At 66.7% G+C, this 12170-nt stretch carries 10 protein-coding genes; 5 read left to right on the top strand and 5 right to left on the bottom strand.

The features are described from left to right. Nucleotides 1-24: 24 nt before the first annotated feature. Nucleotides 25-480 carry an effector binding domain-containing protein gene (locus tag NFL01S_RS09805; RefSeq protein ID WP_062973605.1) on the bottom strand — a complete coding sequence of 152 codons (456 nt, stop codon included), beginning with the start codon at nt 478-480 and terminating at the stop codon, nt 25-27. Then, nucleotides 477-920 (bottom strand): GyrI-like domain-containing protein, encoded by a 444-nt coding sequence (locus NFL01S_RS09800; protein ID WP_062973603.1) that lies wholly within the window; start codon nt 918-920, stop codon nt 477-479. Before NFL01S_RS09800 ends, NFL01S_RS09805 begins: the two co-directional genes overlap by 4 nt. A gap of 530 nt (nt 921-1450) precedes the next feature. Between NFL01S_RS09800 and NFL01S_RS09795 the strand changes: the two genes are divergently transcribed. Then, complete coding sequence (locus tag NFL01S_RS09795; RefSeq protein WP_062973601.1) at nt 1451-3586, top strand: hypothetical protein; 2136 nt, start codon at nt 1451-1453, stop codon at nt 3584-3586. Nucleotides 3587-3692: 106 nt separating this feature from the next. Continuing rightward, a complete protein-coding gene (locus tag NFL01S_RS09790; protein WP_062973599.1) occupies nt 3693-4607 on the top strand; it encodes an SDR family oxidoreductase in 915 nt (304 codons plus the stop codon). Here NFL01S_RS09790 and soxR read toward each other — a convergent pair. Continuing rightward, a complete protein-coding gene (gene soxR / locus NFL01S_RS09785) occupies nt 4528-5106 on the bottom strand; it encodes a redox-sensitive transcriptional activator SoxR (RefSeq protein WP_084492549.1) in 579 nt (192 codons plus the stop codon). The two genes, NFL01S_RS09790 and soxR, sit on opposite strands and share 80 nt — an antisense overlap. Nucleotides 5107-5237: 131 nt before the next feature. Between soxR and arcA the strand changes: the two genes are divergently transcribed. Then, entirely contained in the window at nt 5238-6494 is a 1257-nt protein-coding gene (arcA, locus tag NFL01S_RS09780) for an arginine deiminase (protein WP_062973594.1), read from the top strand. Between the two features lie 30 nt (nt 6495-6524). Further along, the gene (locus NFL01S_RS09775; protein WP_062973591.1) at nt 6525-6884 is read left to right on the top strand and encodes a GntR family transcriptional regulator; all 360 of its coding nucleotides are present in this window, start codon (nt 6525-6527) and stop codon (nt 6882-6884) included. Nucleotides 6885-6897: 13 nt separating this feature from the next. Here the strand turns inward: NFL01S_RS09775 and NFL01S_RS09770 are convergent, their stop codons facing one another. Beyond that, nucleotides 6898-8526 (bottom strand): dolichyl-phosphate-mannose--protein mannosyltransferase, encoded by a 1629-nt coding sequence (locus NFL01S_RS09770; RefSeq protein WP_084492548.1) that lies wholly within the window; start codon nt 8524-8526, stop codon nt 6898-6900. A 557-nt stretch (nt 8527-9083) separates the two neighbouring features. Here NFL01S_RS09770 and rsmI point away from each other — a divergent pair. Next, a complete protein-coding gene (rsmI, locus tag NFL01S_RS09765) occupies nt 9084-9929 on the top strand; it encodes a 16S rRNA (cytidine(1402)-2'-O)-methyltransferase (RefSeq protein WP_245670583.1) in 846 nt (281 codons plus the stop codon). A gap of 479 nt (nt 9930-10408) precedes the next feature. Here rsmI and metG read toward each other — a convergent pair whose 3' ends face one another. After that, nucleotides 10409-11974 (bottom strand): methionine--tRNA ligase, encoded by a 1566-nt coding sequence (gene metG / locus NFL01S_RS09760; protein ID WP_062973586.1) that lies wholly within the window; start codon nt 11972-11974, stop codon nt 10409-10411. Between the last annotated feature and the right edge of the window lie 196 nt (nt 11975-12170).

Genomic DNA, 12170 nt, shown 5'->3' with positions numbered 1-12170 from the left:
TGGCAACAAATCTTCCAGCCGCTGTCAGGTGGCGATCGAAATGAACAGCTCCACTGATTCCGAACCGTGCCAGAGTTCGATCTCCTCGCGGTAGGCGCGAGTTATCTCGGCCGAGGCCGTGGCATCGTCGACCTGCGCCCATACGTCCTCGACGGGGTCGTGGTAGTCGCCGTTGGGTACGAAACGCGCGTAGACGCCGCGTGGGACGCGGACGAGAACATCGCCGATGGCGGAATCGCCCGGGTCGGCGTATTCGAAGCACACCAGAGCGTTGTAGGTTCCCGTGGGCGTGCGCACGTACACGGTGTACATCGGGCGCTCCGCCTCGGCCGAGCCGGCGGATTCGGCCGCTCGTTCGCTGAGCCTGTCCTTGAGGAACTCGATGAGTTCGCTGTTGCTGACCTTGAAGCTGGGACGCACCTTCGGTACGACCAGGCCGGCGTACACCGACTCGTCGCGCACCACGATCGTGTAGGTCATCGGGGCTCGACCGCCAGGTACAGATCGATCTTGTATGCGTGCGGATAGAACTCGAAATCGCCGGTGAAGATGCGGTTTATCCGGTTGTGTTCCTCGGCGTAGGCGATCTGGGTCCACAGGCCGGTCATGATCTGCGGGAAGTTGCCCACCGAGGAGAACTTCGCATAGGTACCGCGCGGCAGGCGCGCCACCATATGGCCGCGGGTGACCTCGTCGAAGGAGTGGCACTCGTAGCCGACGATCTGGGTGTTGTAGGTCCCCAGTTCGGGTGAGTAGTCCGTGTACGCGGTGGCCAGTGGCCCGCCGAGTTCGTGATGCAGCACCGACGACCAGGCACCCTCGAGGTCGCGGTCGCGTAGTTCACCGAGCGCGCGCTTGGGGCTGCGTACCGGAAGTCCGGCCACCCACGTCTCGTCCCGCTCGACGATTTCAAACTGCATGGATGGACTCTTTCGAGATGTCTCCTGTGGGCAAGCCGACCGGGTGGTCGGCCGGATTCGCCATGCTATCAACCGGTGGCGGTCCGGGCGGCCCGCCCGGCTGCCGGGGTTCGGTGGATTGCCGGTGTTGTGCGCTGTAAATCCGTCATTGTTATATCGAACTATGCAAACTGGACGGTTGTCCGGAAGTTGGCGGGTAAATCCCCTGGATCTATTCGGTGATTCCCAGTGGTGGCCGGGTTTATTTGCGCATTCTAGTGGTATTCTCAGCGCTGGCTATATTATGCGATATTGTTTCGTAATTCACCGTGGGCGGCACTATCCGCCACTATCAGTTCAGCTGAACTTCATTCCACGTGATTACCAATGCCGACATGACCGGCAGCGCAGATCGGCGGGGGCTACCCGCGAAATTTGGACGCACGACAGCCACGGCGCCCTGACGGCCGGCCGCTGTGCGTATTCTCGGTGGCCGCGGACTCCCGGCATCATGGGCCGGACCGCGCCGGACCCGTCTCTTCCGCAGCCTCGTGCTGGTAGCGATACTCACCGTTTTTCCCGGCGGGCTCGGCGCGGTCGCCATGGCCCAGGACGAGGCGGGTGGGCCGGCGCCGAGCCGGATGGACGGTGTCGCCTGGATGAATATCCGGGATTCCGCCGGTGTGCAGTTGGCCGATTACACCTTCGTCAGCGAGCGAGCCGGTCTCGCCGATCCCGGTGCAACGGTGGTCTGGACTCTTATAGGCCTGGAATTCGTCGGATATATGGTTATCGTGACCACCGCGATCTGGTTCATCGGTTACGCACTCAGTTTCGCTTGGCTCGACTTGTTCGCCGACGCCCTGCAGGGGGCAGTGAACGCGTTCGCCGACCGGCTCACCACCCCCGCGGTTTTGATTACGGCCACGAGTATCGGGGCATTCTTCGTGGCCTGGTTCACGGTGCGCGGCTTCCACAGCAGGGCTGTTGCCCAGACGCTGACAATGCTGATCGTGGCCGTGCTCGGGCCGCTGTACCTGGTCTCCCCGCTTGCCGGCGCCCTGGGGTCGGACGGCCTGCTGACCCGGGGGCGCGACCTGGGAATAGCGGTCGCCGCCGGCCTCAACGGCGCAGACGCGCGGAATCCGGACCTGGTGCTGAGCACCCTGCAAGGGGAGATGGCCGATAATTTCGCGCGGCGTCCGGTTCAGGTATGGAACTTCGGGCATATCGTCGATGACCGGTCGGCCTGCGCCGCAGCGTGGTCGGCGGGGATGACGGCCGGTGATCCCGAGCGGACGCAGCGCGAACTCGGCTCCTGTGACGATACGGTGGCGGTCACCTCCGCCCAACCGCAGGTGGGCCAGATAGGTACCGGGCTGATACTTCTGGTCTCGGCAGCCGTACTGCTGTTGTTCGCGGTGGTGCTCTCCCTTCGGCTGATGCGTGCGGCGCTCGATGCCATCTATCAGGCGTTCATGGCGGTGTTCGGATTCGCCGCCGGAGGTTTCGTCTACGGTCCGACCCAGTCCTTCCTGGTGCGAAACCTGGTGAATTCGGGCATCGCGGCAGCCCGGATGTGCGCATATACCGTGTTCGTCGGTATCTACCTGTTGCTGCTGGGCAATATTTTCCAGCAGGCCCGCGGTCAGGTGGTCGCCGTGATCGTGATTGCCGCGGTCGTGGAAATCGTCGCCCTATTCCAGATGGGTCGTTTGTCGAAGAGCCTCACGCGTGGTTCGGGGTGGGTTGCCAACCGGTTTGCGCTAGCCGTCCAGGGGGCGCCCGCAGGCTCCGGTGGGACCGCGCTCGGGATGGGCGGCGCAGGTGGGGGGAAAGGTTCGAGTGGTGGCTCCGGGGCCGGGGTGATCGCGAACCTGGCGGCGCTGAACACTGTCAATGCCTCGCCGTTGACTGCCTGGCTGCTCGGTCGCACGTTGAATCCGCTGAGCCCGCTGGCCATCGGGACAATGCGCAACGATCGGGTGAATATCGCAACAGCGGCCAGCCGGTGGGAATCGCATCATTGGCGGGCGATGGGCCGGCAGAACTGGCGGCTGCTGGCGCGCCAGGAAGCCGGCGAATGGGGCGGTATCCACACCGAACTCGGCCTGAACCGGGCGCTGAAGTATCTCGAGAACAACCGGGTGCCGGCCGAGATGCTGCCGGCGGTACTACGCGATGCCGGGGCGAGTCACGAGCGGATCCACCACCATATGCGGGCGCGGCAGACCCGTGACGACACCCGCTCCCGCAACCCGTACGGGTTCCCGCCGTTGCAGAAGGCCGTTGCCTCGGGCCATGCGGTGCTCAACCACGTCGGGACGGACGCCGAAATGGCATTCGCCGCTCAGGCCGTCAGCGATGCCGACAGTCTTGCCCGCCATACCCTCGCCCCCGCCCCCGGAGCGCAGCTCGACAGTTCTTTCATCGCCCGTGTCCAGCAGCACTGGGATTCCGACCGGGCTCTGCGGGCGAATATCGATCCTGCCGAATGGAACATGGTCGGCCGGGACACGCGGACTGCCATCGCCCACCGGTTGGCCACCGAACATCTGGCCACGGCTCGCGCCTACTCCGCCGCGCCTACCGCCGCGCATCGTGCCGAACTCGCGGCCTCGCTGAGGCGACTGTCCAATCTGGACCACACGCTGCCCGAATTCGGACTGGACCCGTGGGATCTGTGACCGCGCGGACGGTTTCCGAAACCGGCGATCCGCTGCTCCGCCGTGCCACCCGCGCCCGGTCTCGGTACGCTGCTGCCGACAGCGCAGTCGTAGATCGGGAGTCGGCATGGGGCGGGTCAACCGCAGGAAAACGGTGCAGGGCGCCAAAACGCTGGTCACAGGTGCTGCCAGCGGTATCGGGAAGGCGACCGCGCTGGCGGCAGCGGCCCGTGGCGCGCGGCTGGTACTCACCGATATCGACACCGACGGGTTGGCCGCCACGGCCGGCGAGATCGAACGCGCCGGTGGGACCGTGCTCCTCTCGCGGGCGCTGGACATCTCCGACTACGACGCCGTCGCCGAGTTCGCCGCCGCTGTGCACGAGAGCTTCGGCAGCCTGGATGTGGTGATGAACGTGGCCGGAACCTCGGTCTGGGGAACTGTCGACAGTCTGGAGATCCGGCACTGGCGCCGGATGGTCGATATCAATCTGCTCGGGCCGATCAATGTCATCGAACGTTTCGTTCCACCGATGGTGCGGTCCGGGCAGCCGGGCGCGCTGGTGAATGTCTCCTCGGCGGCGGGGTTGCTGGCCCTGCCGTGGCATGCCGCCTACAGCGCGAGCAAATACGGCCTGCGGGGTTTGTCGGAGGTGCTGCGTTTCGAGCTCGCCGAACACGGGATCACGGTGCATCTGGTGACGCCGGGCGCGGTGGCGACACCACTGGTGCGGACCTTCGACCTGGTCGGTGTGGACAAGGAGAATCCGCGAGTGCAGCGGGTGACCTCGCTGTTCACCCGGCACGCCGTACCGCCGGAGAAGGTCGCCGCGGCGATTCTGAAGGGGATCGAGCGCAACCGCTTCCTGGTGTACAGCTCGTTCGATATCCGCTTCGGTTACTGGTGGAAGCGGAAGTTCGCCTTCCCGTACGAACTGCTGATGCGGCTGGCGAACCGGCAGTTCAGCACGCTGAAACAGTCGGTGAATCGGGATCGGGCGGTAGCGAGCACACCGGATCCGGATTCTCCGGCGACGCACTGAGGGGATCGCCGGGGTCGTCGCACAGGCCCGGCTCCGGGCAGTTGAGGTGAACGTCGAGGACGCGGGCGCCGGGACCTTCGGCGCCGAGCCGGTCGTGTTCGTTGACCAGTTTGCAGCTACCCAGCGACAGGCAGCCGCAACCGATGCATCCGGTGAGATTGTCCCGTAGCCGGACCAGCTGGGTTATCCGCTCGTCCAGATCCGCTTGCCAGGCGGTGGACAGGGTTTCCCAATCCCGCCGGGTGGGCGTGCGACCTTCCGGCAAACGATCCAGCGCGTCGCGGATATCGCTCAGTGGGATTCCGACCCGCTGGGAGATGCGGATGAAGGCGACCCGCCGCAGGGTCTCCCGAGTGTAGCGGCGCTGATTTCCGCTGGTCCTGCGGCTGGAGATAAGGCCCTCGCGTTCGTAGAAGTGCAACGCGGACACTGCGACTCCGCTACGCTCGGAGAGCTGACCCGGGGTCAGCTCTTTGGTTTTCCAATCCGCTGTCGGCATCCGCCCTCCTCTGTCATCCTCAACCATACTTCAGGGTTGCTGGCGTTGTGGGCCGAATTCGAGGCAAATATGCCGCGAACTCGACGGCCCGCACGGATGCCGCCGGCTATCGCGCGCATTACTGTCAGGACATGGGATCAGATGCCGCATCCGATACCCGGCAACGGGACACCGGCCACCCGGCCCCCACCTACGGGGTGACCAGTGAAGTCGGCAACCTGCGCGCGGTACTGCTGCACCGGCCCGGCGACGAGCTGCGCCGGCTCACCCCGCGCAATAACGATCAACTGCTCTTCGACGCCATTCCCTGGGTGGAACGCGCCCAGCAGGAACACGACAACTTCGCCGCGGTCCTGCGCGACCGCGGGATAGAGGTGCTGCTACTCGGCGATCTGCTCGCCGAAACCCTCGCGGTCAGCGGCGCCGCCCGTATCCAGGGCATCTCCGCGGCCGTGCACGCACGCCGCCTCGGCCATTCGCTCGCCGCCGAACTGGCAGCCCAGCTGCGTGGAGTTCCCGCACCCGAACTCGCCCGAATCCTCATGGCGGGGATGACCTTCGACGAACTGCCCTTCGCCGCCGACGACACCTCCCTCGTCCGCCGTATGCACCACGGGGGCGATTTCGTCATCGACCCACTGCCGAATCTCCTGTTCACCCGCGACTCTTCGTTCTGGGTCGGCCCCAAGGTTGCGATCACCGCACTTGCACTGCCCGCCCGTGCGCGCGAAACCTCGCTGACCGATCTGATCTACGCATTCCACCCGAGATTCCTCGGGGTCCGGCGCGCCTACGAATCGCATACCGCGCCCATCGAAGGCGGTGATGTGCTGCTGCTGGCCCCCGGGGTCGTGGCCGTGGGCGTCGGTGAACGCACCACTCCGGCCGGTGCGGAAGCCCTGGCCCGCAGCCTGTTCGACGACGGGCTCGCGCACACCGTGCTGGTGGCGCCGATCGCCCAGAACCGCGCCACCATGCACCTCGACACCGTATGCACCATGGTCGACACGGATGCGGTCGTGATGTATCCGGGTGTGCGCGAAACCCTCACCGCGTACACGATCCTCCGCACCGATACCGACAGCTGTGTGGTCACCGGGCCCGACCCGTTCCTACCCGCCGCCGCGGCCGCGATGGGAATCGGCAAACTCCGGGTGATCGATACCGGAACGGACGGGGTCACCGCCGAACGCGAACAGTGGGACGACGGGAACAACACGCTCGCCTTGGGCCCCGGCGTGGTCGTCGCCTACGAACGTAACGAGATGACCAATGCTCGTCTCGAAGCTTCCGGTATCGAGGTGCTGCGCATCCCCGGCTCGGAGTTGGGCTCGGGCCGCGGCGGCCCACGCTGCCTATCCTGCCCACTTGCCCGGGATAGCGTATGAGAAGTGCCCGGATGCGGTAAGAACGGACGCATGTTCGAGATCACGGTGTCGCACGATTCGGGCGTCCCACCCTACGAACAACTACGTCTTGCCGTTATCGCCCGCGTCCGGGCGGGTGAACTCCTCGCGGGAACCAAAATTCCGACGGTGCGCGCGCTCGCGGCGCAACTGGGCCTGGCCCCCAATACCGTGGCCCGGGCCTACCGGGAACTGGAACAGGACGGGGTCCTGGAAACTCGCGGCCGGCGGGGTACCTTCATCGCCTCCTCCGGCGACCCCACCGTCGATGCCGCCGGCCGAGCCGCCGCCGAATACGTTGCGACGATCCGCCGGCTGGGGCTCGACGCCGCAGCCGCGCTGCACTACGTCGAAACCGCCCTGATCGCTTGATCGGGCACGTTTCTCAGCGCCAGCTGGGTAGCCAGAGGTGATCCTGCCAGTTGCCGGTGGTGATGGGCAGGGCCGTCAGGATCGGCCACAACCAGATGAAATTCGCGATCACCACCGCGAGATACAGGCATACCGCGAGCAGTCCCAGACTGCGTCGTTCGCTGGGTTCGGGCGGCAGGAAGGGGCCGGTGTCGCTGCCCGGACTTCTGGCGGCCGCTCGGCGTGCGGTACCGAGGATATCGCCGAAGACCAAGGCCAGCGCCATCACCAGGAACGGGGCCAGTGCGACCGCATAGAAGTAGTACATCTGCCGGTCCAGTGTGAGGAACCAGGGCAGCAGCGCCGCGCCGTACCCGGTGAGCACGGCGGCGTAGCGCCAGTCGCGGCGCACCACCCAGCGCCACAGGCCCCAGGCCAGCACCGGCAGCGCGACCCACCACAGCGCCGGGGTGCCGATCAGCATGACGGCTTTCACGCATTCGCTCTGCCCGCAGCCGGTGACCCCGTCGTCGGCGTAGTAGTAGAGCATCGGGCGCAAGCCCATCGGCCACGTCCACGGTTTGGATTCCCACGGGTGATGGTTGCCCGCCGAGTTGGTGAGCTCGGAGTGGAAGCCGAGGGTGCGGGAGTGGAAGTACCACAGGGAACGCAGGGCGTCCGGGAACAGGTGCGACCAGAAACCGCCCGTGCCGATACCGTCCTCGGGAGCCGACGGGTTACCGGCCATATAGCGGTAGACCGCGGTTTCTTCGCGGAACCAGGCGGCATAAGAGGCCAGGTAGACGCCCAGCGGTATCACGACCAGCGCGTACAGCGCCGGGCCGATATCTCGGATCGCGGTGCCGAACAGCGGTTTGCGCACACCGTAGGCGCGGCGCGCGGACAGATCGAACAGCACACTCATCAGGCCGAATGCCGCGATGAAATACAGGCCCGACCATTTGGTCCCGCACGCGAGCCCGAGCAGGACCCCCGCACCGAACCGCCACCAGCGCACACCCAGCCGCGGACCCCACGGTGTCTCGGCGATCCGGCCCTCGGCGTCGGCGCGGGCCAGGCGCGCCCGGACCTGGTCGCGGTCGACGATCAGGCAGCCGAAGGCGGCGGTGACGAAGAAGGTGAGGAAGATGTCGAGCATGCCGATGCGCGACGATACGAAGCTCGCCCCGTCGGCGATCAACAGGATTCCGGCGAATGCGCCGAGCAGTGTGGATCGGGTCATCCGGCGGACGATCCGGATCACCAGCAGCACCAGCAGGGTGCCGGCCACCGCCGCGGTGAACCGCCACCCCCAGCCGTTGTAGCCGAACAACGCTTCACCGAGCGCGATCATCTGTTTACCCACCGGTGGATGCACCACCAGGCCGTAACCGGGGTTGTCCTCGATACCGCCGGTCAGGATCTGCCACCCCTGCGGGGCGTAGTGCTTCTCGTCGAAAACCGGCGTGCCCGCGTCGGTGGGGTAGCTGAGCATGGTGAAGCGCGTGACGGCCGCGATCGCCGTCAAGAACAGGCTGACCACCCAGCCGCGTACGGTATCGGTCGGACCGAAATCCGGTGCGGGCCGCAGCGGTGCCGGGCTCGACCGGGTACGCGGCGGCCGCCAGGACGCGCTCGGGCGCGAGTCGGTCAGCTGATTCACGGCCTCGAGTCTATGGGTGTGCCCACCACGCGACGCCACACGCCCGAACCGGTCGCAGCCGGGTACCCGGAGAGGCGGACATATCGGTCGACGGGAGCGAATCCGCCCACCTCGCGCCGCCGAAATGCGCTGGGGTGCCGCCGGTGTCTGCGGTGTGCTGATCCTGCTCGCCCCGCGCCGCGCCGACGGCTGCGCTGCGCTCTGCCGGCCTTCGCCCAGGTCATCGCCGCCCGGGACGTTCCGGGCGGTAGCAGGCGGAACGCGTACCACGTACCTGATACGTTCCAGGTAGTTGCGGACCACCGGAACCAGGGGCCCGCGGTGGCCCCGGAGAGGCACCGGGCTGCCGCACAACCACGGAACAGGGTGTCTGGAGCGGGCTGTGCACACGAGATCGCGGCCGCGGCCACAGCAAGACCGGTTTAACCAGCGGCGGAGCCGAGTTTTACGAGGCCCTGTGGGGACCGAGGGGGCCGAAATCCGTGGCGCCGAAGGCGCCGCCGAAAGATATAGCAATCTTGCGCCGACGGAGTCGGCGCAAGAAGACAAGGAGTGTGGTGACAACGGGCGGACTGGTTCTGGCGGCGACACCGCTGGGGCAGATCGGGGATGCCTCCGCGCGGTTGCGGGAAGCGCTGGGGACCGCCGATATCGTCGCGGCGGAGGACACCAGGCGGACCCGGTCGCTGGCGGACGCGCTGGGTGTCGAGATCCGGGGCCGGGTGGTCAGTTTCTACGACCATGTGGAGTCGGCGAAGGTTCCCGCACTGCTGGAGGAGATCGCCGGCGGCCGGACCGTGCTGCTGGTCACCGATGCAGGGATGCCTTCGGTGAGCGATCCGGGGTATCGGCTGGTGGCGGCTTGTGCCGAACGCGATCTGCCGGTGACCTGTCTTCCGGGCCCCTCGGCGGTGACGACGGCGCTGGCGTTGTCCGCGTTGCCGGTCGACCGGTTCTGTTTCGACGGGTTCGCGCCGCGCAAATCGGGGCGGCGTAAGGAGTGGCTGGGCACTCTGGTCTCCGAACGGCGGGCCTGCGTGTTCTTCGAGGCCCCGCACCGTTTGGCCGAATGCCTGGCCGACGCTGTCGAGATCCTGGACGGTGACCGGCGGGCCGCGGTGTGCCGGGAACTCACCAAGACCTACGAAGAGGTGGTGCGCGGAACGCTGGCCGAGCTCGCGGAGTGGGCCGCCGGTGGTGTGCGCGGGGAGATCACTGTGGTCCTCGAGGGCGCGAGCGCGACCGTCGCCGAACCGGAGGACCTCGTTGCGCAGGTCGAGGCACGCGCCGCCGCGGGGCTGCGACTCAAGGACGCCAGCGCGGAGATCGCCGAGATCGCCGGAGTATCGCGCCGCGAACTCTACGACGCCGTCCTGGCCGCCCGCCGCGCCGCTGTCGAGTGAAGCGGCGCGGTCTCACGCCGCCCGCCGGACGGTCGGATGAATGCAGCATTCGGCCCGTGTACTCGAAGTCCGGCCGCCCCGGCCACCGTAGGGCGGAGGCGGGCGACTGCCCGGCGCCTGACACCATGATCCGGCTCCGGCTCCCCGCTGCGGCTCCAGCTCAGGCGCTGGATCAGTCGGTCGATCTGCGCTGGGCGAGCGGCCGGAGACCTGCCGCGGATTGCGCTCGACCGGGTCGAGACAGCACACGCGGCGTGCAGAACGCGCGTCTCGGCGACCGGCCCCGGACGACCGAATCTCTCGAACGTTCGGCGACGCGCTGTATCGGCCGACTGCGCCGGAGGCACCGCGCCAGTACCCGGCGGGGCACGCCCGCGCGGTGGGACTATTCGCCCACCGCGGACGTGGCACGGGCGTCGCGGGTCGAAGGTGGTCGCGGCGCGGTACCGTCCAGCAGGGTGCTGGGGCGGCCTCGGAGATCACTCGTCGGTTTCGGGCTCCACGTAGCGCGGGAAAACCGGTGCCGGTGCCGGCAGCGGAACTCCCGGGACCAGCGGTGTCGCGATATCGGCGAAATCGCGGCCCGGCTGGGCCAGTAGGTCCAGGATCTTGGCCGATGATCCCGGTATGGCCGGCTGGGCCAGGATCGCCACGATCCGGATCACCTCGAGGGTGACGTAGAGGACCGTCGCCATCCGGGCGAGGTCTTCCTCGGTCCCGGATTTGCGCAGCGTCCAGGGCGCCTGAGCGGTGAAATAGCGGTTGGTTTCGCCGAGGGTGAGCCAGATCTGTTCCAGCGCCAGGTGCATCTGCTGTAGGTCGAACTCGGCCCGGCAGCGTTCCAGCAGGCCGTTCGCGCGGTCGAGCAGGGCGCGGTCGTCGGCGGTGAACTCACCCGGAGTGGGGATTGCCGCGCCGCAGTTCTTGGCGACCATGGTCAGGCTGCGCTGCACCAGGTTGCCGAACTCGTTGGCCAGATCGGCGTTGATCCGGGAGACGATGGCGTCGTGGCTGTAGCTGCCGTCCTGGCCGTAGGAGATTTCGCGCAGCAGGAAGAAACGCACCGCATCGAGGCCGTAGGTGTCGACGAGTTCCAGCGGGTCGACCACATTGCCGACCGATTTCGACATCTTCTCGCCCTTGTTGTACAGGAACCCGTGCACGAATACGCGCTTCGGCAGGTCGATACCGGCCGACATCAGGAACGCGGGCCAGTACACGGTGTGGAAGCGGGTGATGTCCTTGCCGATGATGTGCACATCGGCCGGCCAGAACCTGCCGAACGCGGCGGAATCGGTTTCCGGGAACCCGACACCGGTGAGGTAGTTGGTGAGCGCGTCCACCCATACGTACATGACATGGTCGGGGTGGCCGGGAACCGGAATACCCCAGTCGAAGGTGGTCCGGGAGATCGACAAATCCTTGAGACCGGACTTGACGTAGCTGACGATCTCGTTGCGCCGGGTCGCCGGGGCGATGAATTCCGGATGCTCGTCGTAGAGCGCGAGCAGTTTGTCCTGGTAGGCCGAGAGCCGGAAGAAGAAATTGGATTCCTCGGTCCAGGTCACCGGGGTGTTGGTTTCGGTGGAGATGCGGCTGCCGTCGTCGAGCAGCGTCGTCTCCTCCTCGGTGTAGAACGCCTCGTCGCGCACCGAGTACCAGCCGGAGTAGTTGTCGAGGTAGATATCGCCGTTGTCGAGCATCCGCTGCCAGATCGCGATACTGGCGCGCTGATGGTCGGCGTCGGTGGTGCGGATGAACCGGTCGAAGGAGATATCGAGCGATTTGTCCATCCGCTCGAACACATCGGAGTTACGCGCGGCCAGCTCTTCCACCGCGACGTTCTCCGCGGCGGCGGTCTGCTGCATCTTCTGGCCGTGCTCATCGGTGCCGGTCAGGAAAAACACGTCGTACCCGTCGAGCCGCTTGAACCGGGCGAGCGCATCGGTGGAGATGTACTCGTAGGCATGCCCGATATGCGGCGCACCGTTCGGGTACGCGATGGCCGTGGTGATATAGAAGGCGGGGCGGTCGGCTGCGCTCATGGTGCCTTGATTCCATCATGCGGACCGGTGTGAACCCGACTCGACTGCGTGTTCATGGCATCAGAGGTTACTGGCCCCTGTTCGTGGGCGGGAATCCCATTCGGGCCCCCGGCTCCGCTGCCGGGCGCCGGCGCAGTGGCAGCGCACCGGCGGGTGTCTCGCCCGGTGGTGGCGGACTCTACTGTGAGAACCGTGC

The organism is Nocardia flavorosea NBRC 108225 (assembly GCF_001613385.1).
Taxonomy (GTDB): domain Bacteria; phylum Actinomycetota; class Actinomycetes; order Mycobacteriales; family Mycobacteriaceae; genus Nocardia; species Nocardia flavorosea.
Note: the sequence above shows the minus strand (reverse complement) of the source record. Positions and strands in the feature narration are given on the sequence as shown.